At 68.3% G+C, this 24,584-nt stretch carries 20 protein-coding genes; 12 read left to right on the top strand and 8 right to left on the bottom strand.

What is annotated here, in order from left to right; translation table 11 throughout:
• The first annotated feature begins 133 nt into the window (after positions 1–133).
• Both SACMADRAFT_RS23185 and SACMADRAFT_RS23180 read left to right on the top strand, forming a co-directional pair.
• Positions 134–1,081 carry an NAD-dependent epimerase/dehydratase family protein gene (locus tag SACMADRAFT_RS23185; RefSeq protein ID WP_009156292.1) on the top strand — a complete coding sequence of 316 codons (948 nt, stop codon included), beginning with the start codon at positions 134–136 and terminating at the stop codon, positions 1,079–1,081.
• Complete coding sequence (locus SACMADRAFT_RS23180; RefSeq protein ID WP_009156291.1) at positions 1,078–3,324, top strand: glycosyltransferase family 2 protein; 2,247 nt, start codon at positions 1,078–1,080, stop codon at positions 3,322–3,324. The genes SACMADRAFT_RS23185 and SACMADRAFT_RS23180 overlap by 4 nt, the downstream gene beginning before the upstream one ends.
• Here the strand turns inward: SACMADRAFT_RS23180 and SACMADRAFT_RS23175 are convergent.
• Positions 3,245–3,766 (bottom strand): GtrA family protein, encoded by a 522-nt coding sequence (locus SACMADRAFT_RS23175; protein ID WP_009156290.1) that lies wholly within the window; start codon positions 3,764–3,766, stop codon positions 3,245–3,247. The two genes, SACMADRAFT_RS23180 and SACMADRAFT_RS23175, sit on opposite strands and share 80 nt — an antisense overlap.
• A 145-nt stretch (positions 3,767–3,911) precedes the next feature.
• Here SACMADRAFT_RS23175 and SACMADRAFT_RS23170 point away from each other — a divergent pair, with 145 nt between their 5' ends.
• Entirely contained in the window at positions 3,912–5,063 is a 1,152-nt protein-coding gene (locus SACMADRAFT_RS23170) for an NAD-dependent epimerase/dehydratase family protein (RefSeq protein ID WP_009156289.1), read from the top strand.
• A 72-nt stretch (positions 5,064–5,135) separates the two neighbouring features.
• Here SACMADRAFT_RS23170 and sepH read toward each other — a convergent pair whose 3' ends face one another.
• The 3 genes from sepH to SACMADRAFT_RS23155 form a co-directional block, all read right to left on the bottom strand.
• Positions 5,136–6,035, bottom strand: a complete 900-nt coding sequence (sepH, locus tag SACMADRAFT_RS23165) for a septation protein SepH (protein WP_009156288.1) — start codon at positions 6,033–6,035, stop codon at positions 5,136–5,138.
• Between the two features lie 192 nt (positions 6,036–6,227).
• Positions 6,228–7,358: a phosphoserine transaminase gene (serC, locus tag SACMADRAFT_RS23160; protein ID WP_009156287.1), complete on the bottom strand. Its 1,131-nt coding sequence runs from the start codon at positions 7,356–7,358 to the stop codon at positions 6,228–6,230.
• A gap of 12 nt (positions 7,359–7,370) precedes the next feature.
• Positions 7,371–8,720, bottom strand: coding sequence for a serine hydrolase domain-containing protein (locus tag SACMADRAFT_RS23155; RefSeq protein WP_009156286.1), 1,350 nt, complete (start codon positions 8,718–8,720; stop codon positions 7,371–7,373).
• A gap of 78 nt (positions 8,721–8,798) precedes the next feature.
• Between SACMADRAFT_RS23155 and SACMADRAFT_RS23150 the strand changes: the two genes are divergently transcribed.
• Complete coding sequence (locus tag SACMADRAFT_RS23150; RefSeq protein WP_009156285.1) at positions 8,799–10,517, top strand: SDR family oxidoreductase; 1,719 nt, start codon at positions 8,799–8,801, stop codon at positions 10,515–10,517.
• Between the two features lie 20 nt (positions 10,518–10,537).
• Positions 10,538–11,209 carry a TetR/AcrR family transcriptional regulator gene (locus tag SACMADRAFT_RS23145; RefSeq protein WP_157617484.1) on the top strand — a complete coding sequence of 224 codons (672 nt, stop codon included), beginning with the start codon at positions 10,538–10,540 and terminating at the stop codon, positions 11,207–11,209.
• Here SACMADRAFT_RS23145 and SACMADRAFT_RS23140 read toward each other — a convergent pair.
• Entirely contained in the window at positions 11,140–12,282 is a 1,143-nt protein-coding gene (locus SACMADRAFT_RS23140; protein ID WP_009156283.1) for a citrate synthase 2, read from the bottom strand. The two genes, SACMADRAFT_RS23145 and SACMADRAFT_RS23140, sit on opposite strands and share 70 nt — an antisense overlap.
• 404 nt (positions 12,283–12,686) lie before the next feature.
• On the opposite strand from SACMADRAFT_RS23140, the gene pdxH reads away from it, so the two are divergent.
• The 4 genes from pdxH to SACMADRAFT_RS23120 all read left to right on the top strand — a co-directional run bounded on the left by pdxH (position 12,687) and on the right by SACMADRAFT_RS23120 (position 17,416).
• Entirely contained in the window at positions 12,687–13,388 is a 702-nt protein-coding gene (gene pdxH / locus SACMADRAFT_RS23135) for a pyridoxamine 5'-phosphate oxidase (protein WP_009156282.1), read from the top strand.
• A gap of 57 nt (positions 13,389–13,445) precedes the next feature.
• Positions 13,446–14,741, top strand: coding sequence for an MFS transporter (locus SACMADRAFT_RS23130; protein ID WP_009156281.1), 1,296 nt, complete (start codon positions 13,446–13,448; stop codon positions 14,739–14,741).
• Between the two features lie 150 nt (positions 14,742–14,891).
• A complete protein-coding gene (locus SACMADRAFT_RS23125) occupies positions 14,892–16,460 on the top strand; it encodes a hypothetical protein (RefSeq protein WP_009156280.1) in 1,569 nt (522 codons plus the stop codon).
• 38 nt (positions 16,461–16,498) lie between these two features.
• On the top strand, positions 16,499–17,416 hold the full coding sequence (locus tag SACMADRAFT_RS23120; RefSeq protein WP_009156279.1) for an aldose 1-epimerase family protein: 918 nt from the start codon (positions 16,499–16,501) through the stop codon (positions 17,414–17,416).
• A gap of 36 nt (positions 17,417–17,452) precedes the next feature.
• Here SACMADRAFT_RS23120 and SACMADRAFT_RS23115 read toward each other — a convergent pair whose 3' ends face one another.
• Entirely contained in the window at positions 17,453–18,604 is a 1,152-nt protein-coding gene (locus tag SACMADRAFT_RS23115; RefSeq protein WP_009156278.1) for an acyl-CoA dehydrogenase family protein, read from the bottom strand.
• Positions 18,605–18,668: 64 nt separating this feature from the next.
• On the opposite strand from SACMADRAFT_RS23115, the gene SACMADRAFT_RS23110 reads away from it, so the two are divergent.
• The 3 genes from SACMADRAFT_RS23110 to SACMADRAFT_RS23100 all read left to right on the top strand — a co-directional run bounded on the left by SACMADRAFT_RS23110 (position 18,669) and on the right by SACMADRAFT_RS23100 (position 21,670).
• A complete protein-coding gene (locus tag SACMADRAFT_RS23110; protein WP_009156277.1) occupies positions 18,669–19,262 on the top strand; it encodes a TetR/AcrR family transcriptional regulator in 594 nt (197 codons plus the stop codon).
• A 10-nt stretch (positions 19,263–19,272) separates the two neighbouring features.
• On the top strand, positions 19,273–20,190 hold the full coding sequence (locus tag SACMADRAFT_RS23105) for a carbohydrate kinase family protein (RefSeq protein ID WP_009156276.1): 918 nt from the start codon (positions 19,273–19,275) through the stop codon (positions 20,188–20,190).
• Positions 20,191–20,356: 166 nt separating this feature from the next.
• On the top strand, positions 20,357–21,670 hold the full coding sequence (locus SACMADRAFT_RS23100; protein WP_009156275.1) for a citrate synthase: 1,314 nt from the start codon (positions 20,357–20,359) through the stop codon (positions 21,668–21,670).
• A 292-nt stretch (positions 21,671–21,962) separates the two neighbouring features.
• On the opposite strand, the gene SACMADRAFT_RS23095 is transcribed toward SACMADRAFT_RS23100, so the two are convergent.
• Both SACMADRAFT_RS23095 and SACMADRAFT_RS23090 read right to left on the bottom strand, forming a co-directional pair.
• Positions 21,963–22,844, bottom strand: a complete 882-nt coding sequence (locus SACMADRAFT_RS23095; protein ID WP_009156274.1) for a phosphotransferase family protein — start codon at positions 22,842–22,844, stop codon at positions 21,963–21,965.
• A gap of 449 nt (positions 22,845–23,293) precedes the next feature.
• Positions 23,294–24,484, bottom strand: coding sequence for an ABC transporter permease (locus SACMADRAFT_RS23090; RefSeq protein ID WP_009156272.1), 1,191 nt, complete (start codon positions 24,482–24,484; stop codon positions 23,294–23,296).
• Positions 24,485–24,584 lie beyond the last annotated feature (100 nt).

Genomic DNA, 24,584 nt, shown 5'->3' with positions numbered 1-24,584 from the left:
AGTGGATTGTCCGAACTGTACTCTTTACGTTGCGTGATAAAATAACGCTGTTTCGGCGTTCTCTGTAAGCCTTGGCCACCCCAACGGCTGGCCGCCGAACGGGTAGTTCTGGGCGACAGGTAGTTTGGGCCACATGGCTTCGCCGATCAACGATGACGTCCGCAATGTCGTGGTAACTGGGGGCTGTGGCTTCATAGGGCGTGCTGTTGTCGCCGCGTTCAGACGGAAAGGCGCACGCGTAACCATCGTCGACCGGGAACCGGTGACGGTGACCGACGAGGGCATCGTCGCCGTCCAGGGTGACCTCGCCGACCCGGAGGTCAGGGAGCGAGCCATCCTGCCGGGCACGGACGGCATCATCCACCTCGCCGCCGTGACGTCGGTGCTGCGCTCGGTGGAGATGCCCTCCAAGACCTACTCGGAGAACGTGGCCATCACCCACGAACTGCTCGAGCTCGCCAGAATGCACGGGGTGCGCAGGTTCATCCTCGCCTCCACCAACGCCGTGGTCGGCGACGTAGGCGAGGCCACGATCACCGAGGACATGCCGCTGGCGCCACTGACGCCCTACGGGGCGACCAAGGCCGCCTGTGAGATGCTGCTCTCCGGCTACGCGGGCGCCTACGACATGGCTACGTGCGCGCTTCGCTTCACCAACGTCTACGGACCCGGGATGAGTCACAAGGACAGCTTCGTGCCTCGGCTGATGCGCGCCGCCCTGCGCGACGAAGGCGTGCGCGTCTACGGCGACGGCACCCAGCGCCGCGATCTGGTGTTTCTCGACGACATCGTGCGCGCGATCGAACTCGCCTGGGACGCCGAGCACGTCGGCAGGGCCATCGTGGGCGCGGGTAGGTCGGTTTCGGTGCTCGAACTCATCGAGACCGTCCGGGAAGTCACCGGTTGCCCGATTCCGGTGCAGCACGTTCCCGCGCCCGGTGGCGAGATGCCCGCCGTGGTCGTGGATGTCTCCCGCAGCGAGCAGACCATCGGCTACCGGCCGCGGTACAGCCTGCGCGACGGGCTGGCCGCCACCTGGCAGTACTTCCTCGACCACGACAGGCAGAAAGTGTTCGAGTGAGCGGGTTGCTCCGTCGCCACTGGCTGCTGCTCGTCCTACTCGCGGGTGGCGTCACGCTGCGTGTGCTGACCTGGCTGGCCTACCAGCCCGCTCTGCTGTACATCGATACTTTCCGCTACCTGAACAACCTCGAACAGTTACGGCCGACGGACCTGAACCCGCTCGGCTACACGGTCGTGCTCAAGGGGCTGTTCCACCTCGGTGGGCTGGGTTTCGTCGCCGCCGTGCAGCACCTCGTCGGCGTACTCATCGCATTGGCGCTGTACCGGCTCACCCTGCGCTACACCGACCGCACCTGGTTGGCGGCGCTGGTCGCCGCGCCCGTGCTGCTCGACGGCTACCAGCTCCAGATCGAGGAGCTGATCATGTCGGAGATCTGGTTCCAGGCCCTGCTGGTGGCGGTGCTCTGGGTATTGCTCTCCAAGGGCGAGCCGGGCTGGCAGCGGGCCGGGCTCGCGGGCCTGCTGCTCGGGGCCGCCGTGGTCACCCGAACGATCGGGATCACCATGGTTGTGCCGGTTGCGGTCTACCTGGTGCTGGCGGGCGGGGCGTGGCGCAGCAAGGCGGGCTGGAAACGGATCGGCGTGCGCTCGCTGGCGGGTGTGCTCGGGCTCGCGATCGTGCTCGGCTCCTACGCGACCTACTACCGCTCGCAGGCGGGCCACTGGGGGCTCACCGGGGCGCAGGGCAACGTGCTGTACGGGCGAACAGCGGCCATCGCCGACTGCGGCGTGCTACCCGCTGAGGACAAGACCCTGCAGCGGTTCTGCCCACCCGAGCCGATGGACGAGCGGCTGTCCATCGACTACTACACACACTTCCGGTACGGCGATCCCGACTGGCCGGGCCCACTGCCCCCCGGGCGGAGCAAGCGGGAGCTCGCCCAGGAATTCGCGACGACCATCATTCGCGAGCAACCGGTGGACTTCACCCTCGCCGTACTCGGCGACTTCGCCAAGAACTTCGACCCGGTCAAGGAAACGGCACCGGGTGACGTACCAGTGGAACGTTGGCAGTTCCAGACCTCCTACCCGTACTACAACATTGGGACGGCAACCGTGGAGAAGTACAACGCGACGACGCTTGCGTTCGACGGCGTGCTGCCGAGCGTCAACGTCGAGTTCGCGTCCTTCCTGCGTGACTATCAACTGGGCGGCGGCTACACGTGGGGTCCAGCGCTCGCGCTCGCGGCACTGTTCGGGGTGCTCGGTGCGTTGGGGGTGGGCCGTGCCCGCAACTCCGGGCTGCGTTCGGCCGCGTTCCTGGCGACGGGCGGCGGGCTGATCATCCTGCTCGGCTCGGCCGCGTTCGAGTTCTCTTGGCGCTACCAGATCCCCGCACTGGTGCTCGTGCCGCTCGGTGGAGCGCTCGGCCTGGCCGCGATGCTCGGCTGGGGGCGCAAGCGACCGGGGTCGACAGGGCGGCGACCCAAGATGGCCGATTTCCCCGACGACGTCGACTCAGCGGCTGTCGCGGACTTCAAGCAGCGCTACGGTGACAACCCGCTCACCCCGCTCGTGGTGGTCATCGCCGCCTACAACGAGGAAAAGGGGATCGGGACGGTACTGCGGGAGATGCCGTCGCACTGCGGCGACCTTCCGGTCTCGACACTGGTCGTGGTGGACGGCGCCACCGACAACACCGCCGAGGTCGCCGAAGCGGCGGGGGCCTACGTCTGCGTCGCGCCGCGCAACCGGGGGCAGGGCGGTGCGCTGCGGCTCGGCTATCACCTCGCCGCCGACTGCGGGGCCGAGTACATCGTCACCACCGACGCCGACGGCCAGTACGACAACAACGAGATGCCGTTGCTGGTCAAACCACTGCTGGACGGTGCGGCCGATTTCGTCACCGGGTCGCGCAGGCTCGGGTCCTACGAGCACGACAGCACGGTGCGCTGGCTGGGTGTGCGGGTGTTCGCGGTGCTGGCCTCGATCCTGACGTTGCGCAAGATCACCGACACCTCGTTCGGGTTCCGTGCGATGCCTGCCGAACTGGCGACCTCGGTGACCCTGCGGGAGCCGCAGTACCAGTCCTCGGAACTGCTGCTCGGGGTGATGGCTCGCGGCGCCCGCGTACTCGAGGTGCCGATGAGCATGCGGCTGCGCAACAACGGTGCCAGCAAGAAGGGCCGCAGCCTGATGTACGGGGCGAACTACGCCAGGGTCATGACCGGGACGTGGCTGCGCGAGTACGTGTTCCGCCGGCGAACACCAGCCGGTCGAGCAGTGCGAACTTCAGGATGAACACCAGGGCGTAGCTGGTGAGGAAGGCCACGTCGAGCACGATGATGCGCACGAACCCCGAGATCTGGAGTGGCTCGGTGATCCAGCCCGCCACCGTGGTGAGGCCGACGGAGGCGAGTCCGGCCGCTCCGATCACGGCGAAGTACGGCATCAGTTCGCGGGTGACCTGAGGCTTTCCCTTCCTGCCCCAGGCCCAGCTTCGGGCCAGGAAGTAGTTCGGGATGGCCCCCGCCACGAAAGCGACGGCGCTGGCCAGCGCGGGGCTCGCGCCCCACCAGAGGAGACCGATGAGTGTGACCTGGCTGATGGAGGTGGCCACGATGGAGCTGGTAGCCGCACGGAACAGCCGGACAAGCAGCCGGGGCCGGGATGCCGAGGGCTGGCCCGGCTGAGGAGCGGCGGCAGTAGCGGTGCTCACACCAGCTATTGTGCACTCCGCCATCAGAGTGGTGGCAGCCGCGTCCCCTTTCGTGACAGTGGGTTGCCCTGCGCCCATCCGTGGTACAAGGTGGACCCGGTCAGGTAACAGGTGCGTCTAGGATCAAATCCGGCGCACTTTCGTGTAACGATCTGGAGGCAGTCGAGTCGTGCGAGTCCTCGTTCTCGGTGGTGACGGATATCTGGGGTGGCCGACAGCCCTGCACCTTTCGGACTGCGGCCACGAGACGGCCGTCCTGGACAACTTCGCCCGCAGAAAATACGACGAGGAGCTTGGGTCCGGCAGCCTCGTCCCGATCGAGGACCTCGAGGTCCGCGTGCAGGCATGGAAGGAGGCTTCCGGCAAGGAGATGCCCCTTTACGTGGGCGATCTGCTTGACGCCGACTTCGTGTACCGCGTGGTTCGGGAGTTCGAACCGGACACGATCGTCCACTTCGCGGAGCAGCGGGCCGCACCCTATTCGATGATCGACCGTGAGCACGCGGTCTACACCCAGCACAACAACGTCATCGGCAACCTCAACGTGATGTACGCCATCGCCGAGATCAACCCCGAGATCCACCTGGTGAAGCTCGGGACGATGGGCGAGTACGGCACTCCCAACATCGACATCGAGGAAGGCTGGATCGAGATCGAGCACAACGGTCGCAAGGACCGGATGCTCTACCCGAAGAAGCCCGGCTCGTTCTATCACCTCAGCAAGGTGCACGACTCGCACAACATCGAGTTCGGCTGCCGGATCTGGGGTATGCGCGCGACGGACCTGAACCAGGGCGTCGTGTACGGACAGACGACCGAGCAGACGGCGCGTGACCCCCGGCTGGCGACCCGGCTCGACTACGACGCCGTGTTCGGCACGGTGCTGAACCGGTTCATCATCCAGGCCGTTCTCGGTCAGCCCCTCACCGTGTACGGCAAGGGCGGGCAGACCCGAGGGATGCTGGACATCCGTGACACCGTGGAGTGCATCCGCCTGGCCGTGGAGAACCCGGCCGACCGGGGCGAGTTCCGGGTGTTCAACCAGATGACCGAGAGCTTCTCGGTGCAGCAGGTCGCCGAGTTGGTGGCCGAGACGTTCCCAGGGCCGGTGCAGATCGACCACCTGGAGAACCCGAGGTGGGAGCTCGCCGAGCACTACTACAACGTCAAGCACACCGGCCTTGTGGAGCTCGGGCTGAAGCCGCACCTGCTTTCCGACACGCTGATCGAGTCGCTCTTCCCGATCGTGGAGGAGAACAAGCACCGGGTGAACATGGAGAACATGCTGCCCAAGGTGAAGTGGGCCAGCGCCAAGAACTGACCGGCACACAGAACCACGAGTAAGGGCCGCTCATCGCCACATCCGATGAGCGGCCCTTCTCTTCGGCCTTGCTCAGCCGCGCTGGCTTCGCACGCCCAGCAGCACGTCCTCCCACGCGGGTACCGCGGGGTGGTTCTTCTTCCTCGACGACTTCGGCTTCGCCTGTTGCGCTGGCCGCTCCTTCGGCTCCGGCTTCGGCTTGCCCTGGTCCTCGGGCTCCTTGGGCTGTACCCGAGGCAGCTCGGCGGTGTCGTCCTGGCTCGGCTCACTCGGCTCCTTGATGGGCGCCTCGATCACCTTCGCGCTCGGCCGCTCGTCCAGCACAGGCTGCTCGGCCTCAGCCTGCTCGGCAGGCTCGTCGGCCTTCACCTCCACCGCCCTGGGCGTGCGGTGCGAGTTCGGGTCCAGCAGCGCCTCGGCCAGCTCGTCGAGCGCCGTCACCGTCCCGCCGTGTGCGCCGGGTGAGAACGACCAGTGCGCCCGGTTCTCCGAACGGCCTGCCTTCCAGTGCAGTCCCACGACCCACTTGCCGTCGTCACCACGCCAGGAGTCCCACGTGGCCCGCGAGTAGTCCTGCCCGCGCAGCCCGAACGAGTGCGCGACCACCTCGCCGAGCGTCTGCACGTCGGGGCCGTCCTCGCGGGTGGGGTGCGCCTGCTGGGCGAGCTCCGCGGTACGCGAGCGTTCCAGCAGCACCGGATACGCGAAGCGTTCGACGCGTTGCAGCGGAACACCCGCCACGGAGGCGACCTGCTCGACGGACTCGCCCGCGCGGATACGGGCCTGGATTTCGCGTGGGCGCATCTGGCTCTCCAGCTCGATCTCGATCTGGCCGAGGCGGGTGATGTCACCACGAGCGGCCGCGCGCAGCCGTTCGTCCGCGGGCAGGAGGAACTGCTCACGGCGCGCCGGGTCCTCGCACACGATGGACTTGCCGTCCTCGTGCAACCCGACCACCCGCAGCGTTCGCATTCCCGCCTCCCGAGACTCACCTGGCGTGGGTGTCAACGGTAGATCGGCGCGTCGCCTTGACGGGCGAGGCGCGCCGACTACCGCGAACATCCGTTGTCGATCGTGCTGGACACGTCCGCGTCGATCATGACCGACGCGCCGCGGATCCGCACCCCCGATAAGGGGAATTCTGGTGAGGTCGGTTGCGCGGGCTCAGCCCGCGAGTCGCTCCACAACCCACTCGACGCTACGAGTCAGCGCGGTGATGTCGTCCGGCTCGATGGCGGGGAACATCCCGACACGTAGCTGGTTGCGGCCCAGCTTGCGGTACGGCTCCACGTCCACGATGCCGTTGGCGCGCAGTACCTTGGCCACCGCCGCCGCGTCGACATCGTCGCCGAAGTCGACGGTGCCGACGACCTGCGACCGAAGCGAGGGGTCGGAAACGAACGGCGTGGTGTAGGCCGTCTTCTCCGCCCACTCGTAGAGCCGGTTCGAGGACTCGCGCGTGCGCGCCGTCGTCCACTCCAGGCCACCGTTGCCCAGCATCCATTCGATCTGGTCGACCAGCAGGAACAGGGTGGCGACGGCCGGGGTGTTGTAGGTCTGGTTCTTGCGGGAGTTGTCCAGCGCGGTCGGCAGCGAAAGGAACTCCGGCACCCACCGCTGCGAGGCGCCGATCTCGCCGACCCGCTCGATGGCCGAGGGCGACATCAGCGCGAGCCACAGCCCGCCGTCGGAGGCGAACGACTTCTGCGGCGCGAAGTAGTACACGTCGAAGTCCTCGGCGTCGACCGGCAACCCACCGGCACCCGAGGTGGCGTCGATGGCGACCAGCGCGCCCTCGCTGCCCTGCGGCCTGCGCACCGGCACCGCGACACCCGTCGAGGTCTCGTTGTGCGCCCAGGCCACCACGTCGGCGCCCTGCTGGAAGGCGATGTCGGGTGCGCTGCCGGGCTCGGCGCCGACCACGATCGAATCGGACAGGAACGGAGCCTTGTCGGTCACCGTCGCGAACTTGCTGGAGAACTCGCCGTAGGTGAAGTGCTGGGCGCGCTCGCGCACCAGACCGAACGCGGCCGCGTCCCAAAACGCCGTCGTCCCGCCGTTTCCGAGCACGACCTCGTAGCCGTCGGGAAGGCCGAACAGCTCGGTCAACCCGGTGCGGACCCTGCCGACGAGCGACTTGACCGGCTGCTGCCTGTGGGAGGTGCCGAGGACGTTGGCACCCTCCTTCGCGAGGTGGGCGAGCTGCTCGTGCCGGACCTTGGACGGTCCGCAACCGAACCGGCCGTCGGCGGGCTTGAGGTCTGCGGGAAGTGTCAACTCAGCGGCATCGGTCATACAGCCAGTGTTTCACGCCCGCCAGCCCGCTTCGTCCACCCCGCCTGGCACCGGTGCCGACGGGTCGTAGGGCGTGCGCGTGAAGACGAACGTCGCCAGGTCGAGGTGGTGCGGCGTGCCTGCGGTGTCGCGGTGCACCGTGAGGGTTTCGCCCGCGTAGTAGCCGTCCAGTCCCAGCCAGCGGTCGTGGTCGAGCGGCCGGAACCGGGAGGCTCGTCCCGGTCCTCCCGCCGGTGCGAGATCGAGCCAGCCGTTGGGCAGTATCCGCAGGTGGTACGGGGCGGGGCCCCAGTGCCACAGGCCGGTGAGTTCCAGCAGTGCCTTGTCGATCCTGGCGGGTCGCCACTGCTGTGGCAGCGGCGGCTCGTGCTCGTCGGCCAGCGAGATGAGGTCGGCCGCCAGCGAGAGAATGCCCACACCTGAGGTGGTGTTGGTCAGTGCCACCGCGCCGGTCTGCGTCGCGGGGTCGATGAGGGTGCACGCCAGGAAACCCGGCATCGAGCCGGTGTGGCCGGCCAGCCGCTTGCCGCCGACGCGGACGAGTTGCAGTCCCAGCCCGTAGCCCGCCGTCCACGGCCCGCTGTCGTCGATGACGGCGGCTTCGCGCATCTCGGCCACCGTGTCGGGGTGCAGCACCTCGCCCGTCCGCCCGCCCACGAACGCCGTCCAGTTGGCGAGGTCGCGGACGCACGACCACAGCTGACCGGCAGGTGCCATCGCCCCGGCGTCGTACGCCGGTTCCGGCAGCACGACGTCGGCGAAGGGGTGCACGGCCAGTCCCCGCGCGTGCGGTCCGTTCGGTTGGGCGGTGGTGCGTGACATCGCGAGCGGGTCGAGCACCTCCGCCCGCACCGCGTCGAGCCAGCTCCTGCCGCGCAGCCGGGCGACGAGTTCGCCGAGCGCACCGTAGCCGAGGTTGGAGTAGTGGAACCGCCTTCCTGGCCGGTGCTTGAGGTCCTCACCGCTCAGTTCGGCGCTCAGGTCGGACCAGTCGCCGCCAGGGCTGCGTTCCCACCACGTGCCCGGCGACTCGGACCCGACGCCACCGGCGTGGCTGAGCAGCTGGCCGACGGTCGCATCGCCGAACGTGGTGCCGGGAACGTGCTTGTCGAGCGGGTCGTTGAGATCGAGCCTGCCCTCGTCGCGCAGCCGCATGACGACGACGGCCACCAGTGACTTGGTGATCGAGCCGATCCGGTACAGCGTGAACTCGTCGGGTGTGGCGTCGTCGACGAACCCGCGCGCGCCCGACCAGAGGATCGAGGCGTCCCGGATCACCGCGGCCACGAGCGAAGGCGCCCTGCCGCCCGCCTGTTCGGTGGCGACACGGCGAAGCAGCGCGAACTCGGTGGTTGGCAGCATGGCGCCATTCTGCCGCCTGCCTGTGCCGTGCGCCCCACGTGGCCGAGCCCTTGTTGACAGCTTGTCTAACATGTCGAGATGTCTCGGCAGTGGGTCACGACCAGCGACGGTGTGCGGCTTCGCGTGCAAGTCACCGGCCCGCGGCAGGCGTCCACGATCGTCTGCGTGCACGGCTACCCGGACAACTCGTCGCTGTGGGAGGGGGTCCGCGCCCGACTCGGCGACCGGTTCCGCGTGGTCAGCTACGACGTGCGAGGTGCGGGCGAGTCGACGAAGCCACGTGCTCGTGCCGCCTACCGGCTGGACCGGCTCGCCGCCGACCTCGCCGAGGTGATCGACGAGGTCGCCCCCGACGGCAAGGTCCACCTGCTCGCCCACGACTGGGGCGCCATCCAGTCCTGGCACGCCGTGACGGGTCCCTGGCTTCGAGGCAGGGTGGCGTCGTTCACCTCGATCTCCGGGCCCTGTCTCGACCACGCCGGACGGTGGTTCCGCGCGCAACTGCGGCCGAGCCCGCGACGGTTGCGCGCGGCGCTGCGGCAGCTGGTGCACTCCACCTACATCGCGTTCTTCCAGCTGCCGGTGTTGCCGGAACTGGCCTGGCGCACCGGGTTGCTGGCGAGGCTGCTCAAGCGAGCCGACCCCGACGCCGCCGTGCCGGAATTGTCCGACGGCCTGCACGGGTTGCGGCTCTACCGGCAGAACATGCTGCCGAGGCTGACGCGGCCGGGCCGAAGGCACGCCGAGGTGCCGGTGCAGGTCATCGCGCCGGTCGCCGACGCGTTCGTCACCGCACCGCTGCAGACGCAGATCCAGCGCTGGGTGCCGGACCTGCGGGTGCGAAAGATCCCGGGCGGGCACTGGGTGGTGCGCGGCGACCCAGCACGGATCGCGACCGCCACCGCCGAGTTCGTCGAGCACGTACAGGGCGGTCCACAGTCGAGGGCGCTTCGGCGAAGCCGCGTCAACCCGGCGCCGAGAGGCCGGTTCGAGGGGCGGCTCGTCGTGGTCACCGGTGCGGGAAGCGGCATCGGCAACGCGACGGCCCGCGCCTTCGCAGCCCAGGGCGCCGACGTCGTGCTCGCCGACATCGACGCCGACGCGCTGGGCGCGGCGTCGCTGCGGGTGCGCCGTGCTGGAGGGCAGGCCCTGCCCTACCTGGTCGACGTCAGCGACGCGGAAGCGATGACCGAGTTCGCCTCGGCGGTGCGAGCAGAGCACGGGGTGGCCGACATCGTGGTCAACAACGCGGGTATCGGCGTCGCGGGCCCGTTCCTCGACACCGAAGTGCGGCAGTGGCAGCGGGTCATCGACGTCAACCTGTGGGGCGTGATCCACGGCTGCAGGTTGTTCGGCGGCCAACTGGCGGAGCGAGGCGAGGGCGGGCACATCGTCAACGTCGCCTCGGTGGCGGCCTACCTGCCGACGAAGGTGTTGCCCGCCTACTCGGCCACGAAGGCAGCCGTACTGATGCTGAGCCAATGCCTGCGTGCCGAACTCGCCGCACACGGCATCGGCGTCAGTGCCATCTGCCCCGGCATGGTGAACACCAACATCGCGGGCACCACGACGTTCACCGGTGTCGGAGAGGACGAGCAGCAGGCGCGAAGGGCAGCGGGCAGCAGGCTGTTCGCCAGGCGCGCCTTCCCTCCGGAACGGGTGGCGGCCGACATTCTGCGTGCCGTGCGGCGTGATTCGGCCGTCGTGGCGACCACAGCGGAGGCGCGGGCGGCTCTCGCGCTGTCCAGGCTCACTCCCGGGCTGCTGCGTGCCGCGGCGCGGAAGCTGCCCGGGTGAGCGTGGCGAAGCCGAGACGGATGTCGCGGCAGGCCCGAAGGCAGGACCTGGTCGCGGCCGCGCTCGAGTTGTTCAGCACCCGTGCGCCGGAGGACGTCGGCATCGACGACGTCACCGCGCGCGCCGGAGTGTCGCGGCCGCTGTTCTACCGCTACTTCCGCGGTCTGGACGAGCTTCGCGTCGCCGCGCTGCGCACCGTCGCCGACGACCTGCTCGACAGGATGCGTCGCCGCGCCAGCGGGAGCAGGCAGCAGCGGCTTCGCGCGGTCGTGCGGGCGCTCGTGGACGTGGCGGCCGAGCACCGCTGCGGCTACCTGGCGTTGCTTCGCAGTGGGTCGGTGGTGGCGACCTCGGAGACCAACGCGATCGTGGACGAGGTCAGGGCTCGCGCGGTCGAGGTGGTGCTCGCCGAGTGCGAGATCACCGAGCCTTCCCCGATGCTGCTGGCCACACTGCGCTGCTGGACCGCGATCGTGGAGGTCGCCGTGTCGACCTGGCTGCAGGGGGCAGAGTTGCGCAGGGAGCGGCTGGACGGCTGGCTCGTCGATCAGCTCATGGTCATGCTGCAGGTCACGGCACGCCACGACGACGAGCGTGGGCGTCGTGGCGCGTCCGCGGTCGGTCAGGAGACCTTGACGACCTCTTCCCAGCCTTCGACCTGTTCCGGTCCGCGCGGCGCGGGACCGACGTAGGTCGCCGAGGGGCGAACCAGCCTGCCCGTCCGTTTCTGCTCCAGGATGTGCGCGGCCCAGCCCGCGGTGCGCGCCGAGGTGAACATCGCGGGCATCATCTTCGTCGGCACCTGCGCGAAGTCCAGGATCACCGCGGCCCAGAACTCGACGTTGGTCTCGATGGCCCTGTCGGGTCGGCGCTCTCGCAGTTCGGCCAGCGCCGCCTGCTCCAGGGCCTGCGCGACCTCGTAGCGCTGCGCCCCCAGTTCGCGGCAGGTGCGTCGCAGCACGCGTGCCCTCGGGTCCTCGGCGCGGTAGACGCGGTGTCCGAAGCCCATCAGCCGCTCACCGCGGTCGAGGATGCCCTTCACCACGGCTTCCGCGTTACCGGTGCGCTCGACCTCCTCGATCATCGGAAGCACCCGTGCCGGTGCGCCACCGTGCAGTGGACCGGACATCGCGCCGATCGCGCCGGACATCGCCGCCGCGACGTCGGCCCCGGTGGAGGCGATGACACGGGCGGTGAAGGTGGAGGCGTTCATGCCGTGCTCGGCGGCGGACACCCAGTAGGCGTCCAGTGCTTTGACATGTGCGGGATCGGGCTCGCCCCGCCAGCGCACCAGGAACCGCTCCGTGATGGTGGAGGCCTCGTCCACCTTCGACTGCGGTACGGCGGCGACACCGACGCCGCGGGCCGACTGCGCCACGTACGAAAGCGCCATCACAGATGCCCTCGCGAGTTGCTCGCGGGCCGCCTCGTCGGAGATGTCGAGCAGCGGGTGGAAGTCCCAGATCGGCGCGAGCATGGCGAGCGCGGCCTGCACGTCGACGCGCACGTCGCCGGTACGTACCGGGATCGGGAACGGCTCGGCGGGCGGCAGTCCCTGCCCGAACCGGCCGTCCACCAGCAGTGCCCACACGTCGCCGAAGCTCACGCGCCCGGCGAGTTGTTCGATGTCCACCCCTCGGTAGCGCAGTGCGCCACCGTCGCGGTCAGGTTCGGCGATCTCCGTGCGGAAGGCGACGACGCCCTCCAGGCCGGGCCGGAAGTTGTCGTCTGGGTGCTCGGCTGGGGTGTTGGCCGACTCGATCATGGAAGTCACTTGAGTGGACCTTTCGTGAGGTTCCCCGGCAGGCGTCCACCGTGCGATGCCCCACACGCACGCGCGCCGCTTCGCACGGTTGCAGAAACCATCCTCTTCTTACCGTCCGGTATCAATCGAAAGAAGCGGTGGTTTCGGTCACGATTACGAGAACGATTCAGTCTGTCGCCGTTCGCCGCCGTAAATCCTGCGCCCACTCCCCGGATGCCGCGAAAGTGACACGGGTAAACCCGGCCTGCCCGGCCCGCGCGCTGCCACCCGAGGCGGACTCGCGTTCGGCATCGAACCCGTGACTGGTGGCGCCCGTCACCGATCAAGAACTTTCGCGCGGCAGCGGGAGGCTTTAACGTCGGCAGGAAGGGCGGGACGGACCCCCACAAGGGGCGGAGGTTGGCATGCCGGAACTGGACAAACTGGAAGAAGGGGTCGGCGAGGTCGCCGAAGCGGCCGAGGTGACCGTTCGGTTGCCCGGTATGCGAGTCGCCTACAACGGCGAGGCGCTCGAGGAGTCCGGACTCGCCGCCACCTGGACCGAACAGCTCCAGTTGTGGCTCGACGAGGCGATCTCCGCGGGTGTGCCCGAGCCCAACGCGATGGTGCTGGCCACGGCCGACGCCGAGGGGCGGCCGTCGTCGCGCAGCGTGCTCTGCAAGGGGCTCGACGAGCGTGGCGTGGTCTTCTACACCAACTACACCTCTGCCAAGAGCCACGATCTGACGGTCACCAGGTACGCCTCGGTGACCTTTCCCTGGTACCCGCTGCACCGGCAGGTCAACGTGCGCGGCGATGTCGAGAAGGTGGGCCCCGCGGAGACGGCCGAGTACTGGGCGTCCCGGCCTCGTGGCTCCCAACTCGGGGCGTGGGCCTCGCCGCAGTCGAGGGCCGTAGCCAGCAGGCGTGACCTGGACACCGCGCTGAACGCGATCGAGCGCCGGTTCGAGGGCGTGAGCGAGATACCGGTGCCGCCGCACTGGGGTGGCTGGCGCATCCGTCCCGACGTCGTCGAGTTCTGGCAGGGCAGGCAGGATCGGCTGCACGACCGGCTGCGATACGTGCGCAACGAGGACGGCTGGCGCATCGAACGTGTCGCTCCCTGAGCGCGCGACAGAACTCACGTTCCCACCACTTAGTTAGCGGTTCTAAGCTCTGCTGTCGTGGGTGAACGGACCGCGGCGGGGCCCGGCAGGGGCGTGCGCAGGGTGCTCGCATCGGTCGTCGCGGACCGCAGGCCGCTTCGCATCCCGGCATTCCGGCGGCTGTGGCTGAGCTCGATCGTGACCGCTGTCGGCAGCCAGCTCACCGCGGTCGCGGTGCCGAAACAGGTTTTCGACATCACCGGCTCCTCCGGCTACGTCGGGTTGACCGGGCTGTTCGGTCTGGTGCCGTTGTTGGTCTTCGGCGTGTGGGGCGGCGCGATCGCGGACACGGTCGACCGCCGCAAGCTGCTGCTGGTGTCCAACGGCGGCATCGCGGGCACGGCCGCGCTGCTGTGGGCACAGGCGTTCGCCGAACTGGGCTCGGTATGGCTCGTGCTCGGGCTGCTCGGCCTCAACCAGGCGTTCTTCGCCATCAACATGCCGACGCGCAACGCGGTGGTCGCCAGGCTCGTGCCGCAGCACCTGTTGCCGTCGGCCGCCGCGCTCACCGGCACGATGACCACCTTCGGGGCGGTCTTCGGCCCGCTGGCCGCCGGTGCGCTGCTGCCCGTGGTGGGTCTTTCCTCGCTGTATCTGGTGGACACCGCCGCGCTGCTGGCCGTGCTGTGGGCGGTGTGGCGGCTGCCGCCGCTGCCACCGCTGAGCGGCAAGGTCCGCAGGGCGGGTCTGCGTGACGTGCTGGACGGCTTCGCCTACCTGGCCACGCAGCGGGTACTGCTGGCCTCGTTCCTCGTCGACATCATCGCGATGGTCGCGGGCATGCCACGCGCGCTGTTTCCCGAGATGGCCGAACGCACATTCGGCGACCCACCGGGTGGGGGGCTCGCGCTGGGCTGGCTGTTCGCCGCCATCCCGATCGGCGCGATGCTGGTCGGGCTGATGTCCGGCTGGGTGGGTCGGGTCCGGCGGCAGGGCGTTGCCGTCGTGGTCGCGATCTGCGTGTGGGGCCTCGCCGTGGCGGGGTTCGGGCTCACCTCGTCGCTGTGGCTCGCCGTGGTGTTCCTCGCGATCGCGGGTGCCGCCGACATGGTCAGCGCCATCTACCGGATGGCCATCCTGCAAACCGCGGCGACGGACGAGATGCGTGGTCGCACGCAGGGAGTGTTCACCGTTGTGGTGGCGGGCGGACCAAGGCTTGCGGATGTGACTCACGGCTGGACGGCCGCCGGTGTCGGCACGGCCGCCGCCGCGACCGGTGGCGGGCTGCTCGTGGTCGTGCTGGTGATGCTGGCCGTGCTGGCGTTGCCTGCGTTCTGGTACTACCGCGCGGCGGAAACCGCGCCACAGCAGTGACCTGCCGAGCACCGCGCACACGGGGCCGGCCTGCGACATCCTTTTCGTCGACAATGGACCATTCCCGCCGCGATCGATGACCGGGAGTAGTAGTCGGACCCACTCGACCGGTGGCTTCGGCCGTACTGCGACTACCGGCACCCTGTTCGTATGCCAGCAGGCAGGCAGCGACACCTGAACCAAGCCGTCATGCGTATCCCTCGGCGGGCGGAGGGAACTGAGCGGCACGTGCTTGCCAGTACCTATGTCGCGGCGGGTTCGTTCTCGGCGATGCTCAACTCCACCGACCACCAGATCCTCTACGGCCGCCGCGGCACCGGGAAGACGCACGCACTGCTCTACCTGGCGAACCTGGCAGAGAGTGCGGGCGATGTGCCGGTGTATCTGGATCTGCGCACGATCGGCTCGGCCGGTGGGCTCTACGCCGACCCGACCGAGAGCCTCGCCACGCGCGGCACCCAGTTGCTGGTGGACACGCTGGAGGCGCTGCATGACGAACTGCTTGCCCTGGCCATCGAGGGCGATGTCGGCGACCAGAGCAGGCTACTGCCCGCGCTCGACCTCCTTGCCAGCGCGTCGACCGCCGTGCGCGTCGTGGGCGAAGTCGAGCGGGAAACCACACTGCGCGCGGACGAGGACACGTCCGCGATGGTGGAGGGGTCGGCTTCCGCGACGCCACACGTGAGGATGTCGCTGGCATGGCATGGCTCGCGGCAGGCGGAGAGCAGGCTCAGGCGGTCGGGAACGGAACATCACCATGTCGTTTTCGGTCCGCTGAGCCGCGCCGTGCGTGCGCTCACCCGCTCGCTCGGGGGTGCCCGCCTGTGGCTGCTGCTCGACGAGTGGAGCAGCATCCCACTCGATCTGCAGCCCATGCTGGCCGACCTGCTTCGGCGCAGCGTGCTGCCGATTACGGGTGTCACGGTGAAACTGGCAGCCATCGAGCGACGCTCGCGGCTTCGCCGTCCCGCAGACGACGGCGACTATGTGGGGATCGAGGTCGGTTCCGATGCGGCTTCCGCGGTCAGCCTCGACGATTCCCTGCTCTTCGACCACTCCGAGAAACGCGCGCGGGAGTTCTTCGGGCAGTTGCTGCACAACCACGTGGCCGACAGGCTGGCAGCGATGATCCCGAATCCGCCCGCTGACGCGGAGAGTTTCGTTTCGCAGCTGTGTCGACGTGATGCCCTTCCGGAACTGGTCCGTGCGGCGGAGGGAATCCCGAGGGACGGGATCAACATCGCCGCGCTCGCGGCGCAGCACGCCCATGATCAGCCGATCGGGCTCGCGCACGTGCGCAGGGCCGCGCAGGACTGGTTCCTGCGGGACAAGCAGAGCGCGATCAGTGCGAACGAACCGCTGCTTCGAGGCCTCCGGTTCCTCGTCGACGAGGTCGTCGGTCGCCGCCGCTCGCGGACCTTCCTGATCGACCAGTTGTCCGGCGCACGCCACGACCTCATCGCGGCCCTCTACGACGCCCGCCTGCTGCACCTGCTACGACGCGGGATCGTCGACAAGCACTACCCGGGCACGTTGTACGACGGTTTCGCCATCGACTACGGCTGCTATGTCGCTGTGCTGCACGGCGACTCGCGGTTGCGGCCACGGGATCGAGGTGGCTGGCTGACGAAGGGAAAAGAGGTGCCGCCGGACGACTTCGACCTCACCCGGGCGGCGATCGACCTTTCGCGATTCGAGCAGCCACCTTCGTGGAGGTGACCTCAAGATCGGCCCAGGGAACCGATAGGTTCGCGGGCATGGCGAATCCGACGGGGGAACAGTTCGAGCTGACCAGGGGCAACGCTCGCGCCGTGGTCACCGAGATCGGCGCGGGGTTGCGTGCCTTCGAGATCGGCGGGGTGCCCTACCTCGAGACTTTCGCGGCCGAGGAGGAGCCGCCGAAGGCGGCCGGCCAAGTGCTGTTGCCGTGGCCCAACCGCACCAAGGACGCGACGTGGACCTACGACGGCGAGCCGCAGCGACTCGAGGTGACGGAGCAGCGGCGGGGCAACGCCATTCACGGTCTGGTCCGGCGAAAGGTTTGGCAGCTGCTCGAACACGCCGAGTCGAGCATCAGCTTCGCGGTGGACATCGCCGACGAGCCCGGCTGGCCCGTCCCGCTGCACACGCTGATCCGCTACGAACTCGCGCCGCGCGAACTGGTGGTGACTCACGAGGTACGCAACGAGGGTGCCTGCGACATCGCGTTCGGGGTCGGCACGCATCCGTACTTCCGGATCGGTGACGTACCGACCGACGAGCTGACGTTGACGGTGGCCGCTTCGCGGGTGCGACCCTACGTCGAGGACGAGCAGTTGCCCTTCGGCGAGGAAACCGACGTCGCCGACACCGAGCACGACCTCAACCACGGCCGCATCGTGGGAGGTCTGGACCTCGACACGACATTCGGCGCGCTTCGGGCGGGCGAGGACGGCCGCTACCACCACCTGCTGTCCCACGGCGACACCACGCTCGACGTGTGGGCAGAGCGCGATTTCGGTTGGGTACAGATCTTCACTCCCCCGGAGCTGACCGGCAGAGGGCGGGCGATCGCGATCGAGCCGATGACGTGCCCCGCCGACGCGCTCAACTCGGGAACGGATCTGATCAACCTGGAAGCTGGCGAGTCGTGGCGGGGCAGTTGGGGCGTGCGCGTGGAGCTACTGCGGCGATAGCCACCACACCTCACCGGCCATCACTGGGAACGAGCCTCACACCTTGCGCAGTTCCCGGGCGATCACCATGCGCTGGATCTGGTTCGTGCCCTCGAAGATCTGCGGCACCTTCGCCTCACGCAGGTAGCGTTCGACCGGGAAGTCCCGCGTGTACCCGGCGCCGCCCAGTACCTGCACGGCATCCGTGGTGACCTTCATCGCGGCGTCGGTGGCGACCAGCTTCGCGATCGAGGACTGCCGCTGGAACGGCATGCCCCTGTCCCGGCGCCGCGCGGCGTCGAGGTAGGTCGCGCGTGCCGATTCCACCGCCGCGGCCATGTCGGCGAGCAGGAACTCCATGCCCTGGAAGTCGATGACGGGCTTGCCGAACTGCACGCGCTGCTTGGCGTAGGCGACCGCCTCGTCCAGCGCCGCCTGCGCGAGGCCCACCGAGCACGCGGCGATGCCAAGCCTGCCTGAGGAGAGTGCCGACAGCGCGATCTTGAGCCCTTCGCCCTCCTCGCCGATGAGCCGATCGGCGTCGACGCGGGCGTTGTCGAAGATCAGTTGGGCGGTGGTCGACCCGGTGAGCCCCATCTTGCGCTCGGGCTCGGCGGCGGAAAGCCCTGCCGTTTCACCGTCGACGAGCAGGCAGCTGATGCCGCTGCTGCCCGAGGACTCGGCGGAAGTGCGCACCATGGTTGTGTAGAAGTCCGCCTTGCCGCCGTGGGTGACCCACGCCTTCGTGCCGTTGACCACGTAGGCGTCGCCGTCCCGGCGTGCCCGGGTCGCCAGCGCGGCGGCATCGGAGCCCGCCTGTGTCTCCGACAACGCGTAGGCGCCGAGCAGGTCTCCCTCGAGCATGGCGGGCAGCCACCGGTCGCGCTGTGGGTCCGTGCCGTAGTGCGCCAGCGGGAAGCACGACATCGTGTGCACGGACAGGCCGACCCCGACCGACATCCACGCGGCCGCGATCTCCTCGAGGACCTGGAGGTACACCTCGTAGGTCAACTCCGCGCCGCCCCATCGTCTCGAGTAGGGCAGCCCGAGCAGGCCCGACCTGCCGAGCAGCCGGAACTGTTCACGGGGAAACCGGCAGGCCTGCTCGTACTCGCTCGCGATCGGGGCCAGCTCGTCGCGTGCGATCTCGCGAGTGAGCGCCAGCAGGTCCTCGGCCTCGGTGGTGGGCAGCAGCCGCTGCGCAGGCATGGTCGCCTCCGTGTATTGATACCGCGAACAGTACTGTGGTCTTTTCTAGAGTACTATTTGTGGCGTGCAGCCCACCCCGCCCCGCACCCGCCGTCAGCAGGCCCTGCTGGCCGACCTCGAGCGGCTGTTCCTCGCGGAGGGATTCGTCGGGCTCACGCTGGACGATCTCGCGGCGAAACTGCGCTGCTCGAAATCGACGCTTTACGCACTGGCTCCCAGCAAGGAACAGTTGGCCGTCAAGGTGGTCGCCCACTTCTTCAAGGGCGCGGCCGAGCGCATCGAACGGCGGATCGAGCACATCGCCGACGCGCGAGAGGTGGTCGAAACCTATCTCGCCGGGGTCGCCGACGAGTTGGGCAAAACGTCGGCAGCCTTCATGGCCGACGTCAGCGCGTTCGAACCCGCCAGGGCTGTCTACGAGTTGAACTCCCAGGTCGCCGCCAGGCGGCTTCGCTCGTTCATCGCCGACGGCGTCGAGCAAGGAGTGTTTCGGCAAGCACGCGCCGATGTGATCGCCGAACTGGCAGCGCTGCTGATCGAGGCCATCCAGACCGGCGTGGTGCGTGCCCGCACCGGGGTGCGAGACGCCGATGCCTTCGCCGCGCTGGCACAACTACTGCTCGGCGGCGTGCTGCGCGGCGAGGCTGCGCCGGGCTAGCATCGGCAGCGTGATTGTCTCCGGTGGCGAAGCGCTCGTCGACCTGGTTCCCGCCGGGTCCACTATGGAGCTGCTCGCTCCCCGGCTCGGCGGAGGGCCGTACAACGTCGCGCTCGCGGCAGCCAGATTGGGTGCCGAGAGCGCCTTCCTGTCCAGGATCTCGACGGATCGGTTCGGGCAGGCTTTGCTCGACCGGCTTCGTGAGTCCGGTGTGGACACCTCGCTGATACAGCGCGGACCGGAGCCGACGACGCTGGCCGTGGTCGCACTCGACGGCACGAACGCGCGCTACTCCTTCTACACCGAGGGAACGGCCGACCGTTTCGTCACCGACCCGGGCCCGCTGCCCGAAAGCACGGCGGTGTTGTCGCTCGGCACCCTCGGGATGGTGCTGCAACCCGGCGCCGAGGTCTACGAGACCGTGCTCCGTCGCGAGGCGGGCAGGGGTGTGCTGACCGCCCTCGACCCGAACATCAGGGCGGACCTGATCGTTTCGCCGAACGCCTACCGTGCCCGGTTCTCCTCCTGGCTGCCGCACGTGCGGCTGCTCAAGGTGTCGCTGCAGGACGCGGAATGGCTGGCGGGCGGAGCCGATGTCACCGCCGCCGTCAAGGGCTGGCTGGACTCGGGTCCACAGGCCGTCGTGTTGACCAGAGGAGGCGAGGGCCTGTCGGTACTGACCGCACGCGGCGAAGCCGTCGGCGTACCGACCGTGCCGGTGGAGGTCGTCGACACCATCGGCGCGGGGGACACCGTCCAAGGCGCACTGCTCGCGTGGCTGGTCCGGCGAGAAGTGACAGACCTGGCATCGCTCGACACAGCGGACTGGCGGGCGGCGCTCGGATTCGCGGCGCGTGCGGCCGCATACACCGTGTCGCGTAGCGGTGCGGAACCGCCGACGGCCGAGGAGATGTCTCCAGGCGTGTGAACCTGGTCGCAAACCGTTAGCTGTGGGTAACACCACCGCTGCGAAATGGGGGACGTCTGGACTAGCGTAAGGAGGAATTCATACCCCAGCGGGGCGGTGTGCGAAAACGTGTGACCCGCACAACCTGCGGTCACCGCCGGCCCGTGTGACCGTGAGAGGCATTTGCATGTCCGACGCGACTGCGGGGCAGGCCGGGGGCGAGAAGGCCGTACTCCGCCTGCCGAGTGGCGAGCACGAGCTGAACGTCGTTCGTGCCGTCGAGGGCGCACCCGGTATCGAACTCGGGAAGCTGCTCGCACAGACGGGCTACATCACCTACGACCCCGGCTTCGTGAACACGGGGGCTGCTTCCTCGGCCATCACCTACATCGACGGTGAGCAAGGGGTGTTGCGCTACCGGGGCTACCCGATCGAGCAGTTGGCACAGCACTCGACGTTCATCGAAGTCTCCTACCTGCTCATCTACGGCGAGTTGCCGACCAAGGAGCAACTCGAGAGCTTCACTTCCAAGATCAACAGGCACACCCTGTTGCACGAGGATCTGAAGCGGTTCTTCGACGGGTTCCCACGGGACGCGCACCCGATGCCGGTGCTGTCCAGCGCGGTGGCCGCACTGTCGACCTTCTACCAGGACTCGCTCAACCCCTTCGACGAGCCGAACGTGGAGCTGTCGACGGTCCGGCTGCTGGCGAAGGTGCCGACGATCGCGGCGTACGCCTACAAGAAGTCGATCGGGCAGCCGTTCCTCTACCCGGACAACTCGCTCGGCCTGGTGGAGAACTTCCTGCGGATGACCTTCGGGCTGCCCGCCGAGCCGTACGAGATCGATCCGGACGTGGCCAAGGCGCTCGACCTGCTGTTCATCCTGCATGCCGACCACGAGCAGAACTGTTCGACCTCGACCGTGCGGCTGGTCGGCTCCTCGGAGGCCAACCTGTTCGCCAGCATCTCGGCGGGCATCATGGCGCTGTTCGGTCCGCTGCACGGCGGCGCGAACAGCGCGGTGCTGGAGATGCTTTCGAGCATCAAGGCCGAGGGCGGCGACGTCGACGACTTCGTGAAGCGCGTGAAGAACCGCGAGCAGGGCGTTCGGTTGATGGGCTTCGGGCACCGGGTGTACAAGAACTACGACCCACGCGCGAAGATCATCAAGAAGACCGCCGACGAGATCCTCGCCAAGATCTCCGGCGGTGACGAACTGCTCGACATCGCCAAGGCGCTGGAGGAGCGCGCGCTTTCCGACGACTATTTCATCGAGCGCAAGCTTTATCCGAACGTCGATTTCTACACCGGGCTGATCTACCGCGCTCTCGGGTTCCCGACGAAGTACTTCACCGTGCTGTTCGCGCTCGGCAGGCTGCCGGGGTGGATCGCGCACTGGAGGGAGATGATCCAGGACCCGGCCACCAAGATCGGCCGACCGCGGCAGATCTACACCGGCGAGAAGGAGCGCGAGTACAAGCCCCTTTCGCAGCGCTGAGACACATCACTGTCGAAGGCCCTGCCACCGCCCGCGCGAACCGGGATGGCAGGGCCTTTGTCGTGCCGGGGTGGGTGCAACCGGCCGACGGGTGGTTGCTCGTGCTGCGTACGGCGCCATGCTTGCCCGGGGCGGCCACGCCACCACGGCGGGGTTCGGGACGCAACGACGGTGTTGGTGCGGTTCTACTGGCTCAGGCGCGTACTCGATCGGCGCTTGTTCGTGCATGACAGCGGCAACGTGAGCTGGCTGACGAGGTGACTGCGCTGATGTCGACCGGGGCCGACGGCGGCTATGGGATTTGGTGTCGCTGAAGGAGTTCTTGCGTCCATGAGGTGTGGCGTCGGCGGAGCTCGGCGGCCGTGAGATCGTCGCGACCAAGGCCACGGTAGTTCGGGACCCACGTTTCCACGGCCTGATGCGAGCGAGCGAGTGTCCACAGGTCCCACAACCATGGCTTGCGAACCCCGGTGCCGCTGGCTTCTTCATACGCCGAGAGGAACACGTCGGCAAGGTGTTCGCCGTAGAGCAGGTAGAGGTCGAATCGGCACCAGCCGATGTCGTACCCGGCCGGCCCGCGGGCGGCGCCTTCCCAGTCGATGACCCCGGTCAAGATGCCGTTGTCCCAGATCACGTTCCCGGATTGGTAGTCGCCGTGGGTCAGCACCATTGGTGCGGGGACGATCTCGTTCGTCCAGGCATCGTCGACGATGCGCGCAGCGGGGCCGGACAGCCGGGCACGGTATCCCCGGCGGTTGAAGACCGTGTCGAGGTTCGCGGCGACGGCCGCGTCGGCGTTGTGGATGCGTGCCAGGGCGCGTCCGAGCTGCGTCGCCCAGGCGTGTGGGTGGTCCGGGATGATGTCCGCTTTACCGGGTAGCCGGCTGATCAGCACCCACGATGGTTCTCCATCGTTGACGGTGCTGCGTGCGAGAAGTCGTGGTGCGAGGCCACCCAGGGTGTCGAGTGCGGTGAGCACCCGTCCCTCGTCCACGGCCGCAGAATCACCGGCTGGGAACTCGCGCAGGACCATCTCGCGTTGCGGGTTGCGGGTTCGGATCAAGTGAGTTGTGGCATGGGAGCCGCCCGCGAGTGGCTGAACGGTGTCCAGGGTTGCGGAAGGCCCGGCCAGCCTGGTCGCGGAAGCGAGCGCAGCGGATGCAGCGGTGGGCATATCGGTTAGCGTTTCCTTTTCGTCGGACGGATGCCGGTCACCGCGGAGGCACGACCAGCATGGTCTCCCGGTGCGCAGCGCATCCAGCCGGTGTCGGTTTGGAGCCAGTCTTGGCGGTGTTCGAGTGGCGATTACCGGTCCTGGTCAACCGAGGTGAGCGGCGATCCAGCCTCGCCAACGTCCCCGCGCTTCGCTTCGGTCAGACTCCGAACGCCGCGATGACGCCCAGCTTGATGGCCTCGTGAGCGTCTTATCCGCCGTGATCTGAGGTGGCGCGGGTTCGCATCAGATGCGACAGACCTGGATGGGGCGCGAGTACAAGAAGTGCTGCGGCGCTGCGGCATTATGGGCGTGAGTACCTCGGTGGGCGTGCGTCGCATGCGCCAGCTCCGGATGCCCACCGAATGTGTCTGCCGGTGGACAGCAGCCACATCGGTGGCAGGCAGGCATCAGCCCGCTCGCAGCGCGTCCTTCAGACGTACCCTTGCGCCCGTGCGCAGCACGGCCGCACGGTAGACCCGGCCGCCCAGCCAGGTCAGGGCTGCGATGGTGGCGACCGTCAGTAGCAGTGCCAGCCCGAGTTCCAGCCCGCTCACCGTGCCGGTCGCGATCCGGCTGGGCATCAGGATCGGCGACAGCGGTGGGATGAGCGAGAGCACCGTGGCCGCCGTGCTGTCCGGCTGCTGGATCACCGTGAAGCCCGCGATGAACCCACCGACCAGCACGATGGTGATGGGCATCAGCACCGTCTGCATGTCCTCCTGCCGCGACACCAGCGACCCGGCGCCCGCGAAAACGGTCGCGTAGAGGAAGAACCCAAGCACATACCACAGCAGACCCCACAGCAGCGTGCCCGTGGCGATACCGGTGATCGTCAATGCCCCCGTCATGCTCGCCATCGCCAACCCGGCGACACCCAGCACGGCCAGCTGCACCAGCCCCACCAGCCCGAGGCCGATCACCTTGCCGAGCAACAGGTGCCACGGCCGCACCGTGGAAAGCAGGATCTCCACGACCCTGCTGGACTTCTCCTCGACGATGCCCTGCGCGACCATCGCGCCGTAGGTGGTGATGCCCATGTACAGCAGGAACATCAGCACCATTGCCATCACCAAGCGCTGCCCGCGCTCGGGGTCGGGTTGCTCGATGGTGGACACCTCCACCCTCGTGGAGCCGACCTCGCCCAGCACCTGTTGCGGGTTCAACCCCGCTTCGAGCAGCTTGGCCTGCAGCACCTGTTGCTGCGAGATGCCGTCGAGCAGCGCGCGCAGCTGCTCATCCACATCGGACTTCACCAGCACGCGCAACTCGGCGACGCTGCCGGACACGAGCGCGTCCAGCTCACCCGCCGAAACCTGGTCGCTACCTTCGGCGCGCGAGACCTGCCGCGTCTCGACGTCCAGGCCCACTTGGCTCGCGGCCTGCCGCAGCGGTTGCGCGATCGCGGTCGCTTGCCCGGTCAGCCCGACGGTGGTCGTTCCCATCCCGCTGAACACGCTGATCTGCAACAACAGGTAGCCCACGATGGCGGCGAGGATCACCAACGTCCCGATGAGGAACCCGCGCGTGCGCAGTCGGGTGTTGAGTTCGCGCTGGGCGACGAGCCGGACAGCAGTGGAGGGTCGAAGTGAGTCGCTCATCGGGCCTCCTGTGTCTTGAGGGACACCCTCCCCTGCTGTGGCCCAAAAGCTTGCCACAGCGGGGGCCCACCCCGGTCGGCCCTGATGAGCGCCGCTGCGC

Origin of the sequence: Saccharomonospora marina XMU15 (assembly GCF_000244955.1) — a bacterium.
Lineage (GTDB): Bacteria > Actinomycetota > Actinomycetes > Mycobacteriales > Pseudonocardiaceae > Saccharomonospora_A > Saccharomonospora_A marina.
This window is presented reverse-complemented; position numbering and strand designations above follow the sequence as displayed.

Excerpts from the sequence above, each read along its gene's own strand:
- SACMADRAFT_RS23185 (WP_009156292.1), top strand. The coding sequence starts at position 134 with ATGGCTTCGCCGATCAACGATGACGTCCGCAATGTCGTGGTAACTGGG.
- SACMADRAFT_RS23175 (WP_009156290.1), bottom strand. The coding sequence starts at position 3,766 with ATGGCGGAGTGCACAATAGCTGGTGTGAGCACCGCTACTGCCGCCGCT.
- sepH (WP_009156288.1), bottom strand. The coding sequence starts at position 6,035 with ATGCGAACGCTGCGGGTGGTCGGGTTGCACGAGGACGGCAAGTCCATC.
- serC (WP_009156287.1), bottom strand. The coding sequence starts at position 7,358 with ATGACCGATGCCGCTGAGTTGACACTTCCCGCAGACCTCAAGCCCGCC.
- SACMADRAFT_RS23155 (WP_009156286.1), bottom strand. The coding sequence starts at position 8,720 with ATGCTGCCAACCACCGAGTTCGCGCTGCTTCGCCGTGTCGCCACCGAA.
- SACMADRAFT_RS23150 (WP_009156285.1), top strand. The coding sequence starts at position 8,799 with ATGTCTCGGCAGTGGGTCACGACCAGCGACGGTGTGCGGCTTCGCGTG.
- SACMADRAFT_RS23145 (WP_157617484.1), top strand. The coding sequence starts at position 10,538 with ATGTCGCGGCAGGCCCGAAGGCAGGACCTGGTCGCGGCCGCGCTCGAG.
- SACMADRAFT_RS23140 (WP_009156283.1), bottom strand. The coding sequence starts at position 12,282 with ATGATCGAGTCGGCCAACACCCCAGCCGAGCACCCAGACGACAACTTC.
- pdxH (WP_009156282.1), top strand. The coding sequence starts at position 12,687 with ATGCCGGAACTGGACAAACTGGAAGAAGGGGTCGGCGAGGTCGCCGAA.
- SACMADRAFT_RS23125 (WP_009156280.1), top strand. The coding sequence starts at position 14,892 with ATGCCAGCAGGCAGGCAGCGACACCTGAACCAAGCCGTCATGCGTATC.
- SACMADRAFT_RS23120 (WP_009156279.1), top strand. The coding sequence starts at position 16,499 with ATGGCGAATCCGACGGGGGAACAGTTCGAGCTGACCAGGGGCAACGCT.
- SACMADRAFT_RS23115 (WP_009156278.1), bottom strand. The coding sequence starts at position 18,604 with ATGCCTGCGCAGCGGCTGCTGCCCACCACCGAGGCCGAGGACCTGCTG.
- SACMADRAFT_RS23100 (WP_009156275.1), top strand. The coding sequence starts at position 20,357 with ATGTCCGACGCGACTGCGGGGCAGGCCGGGGGCGAGAAGGCCGTACTC.
- SACMADRAFT_RS23095 (WP_009156274.1), bottom strand. The coding sequence starts at position 22,844 with ATGCCCACCGCTGCATCCGCTGCGCTCGCTTCCGCGACCAGGCTGGCC.
- SACMADRAFT_RS23090 (WP_009156272.1), bottom strand. The coding sequence starts at position 24,484 with ATGAGCGACTCACTTCGACCCTCCACTGCTGTCCGGCTCGTCGCCCAG.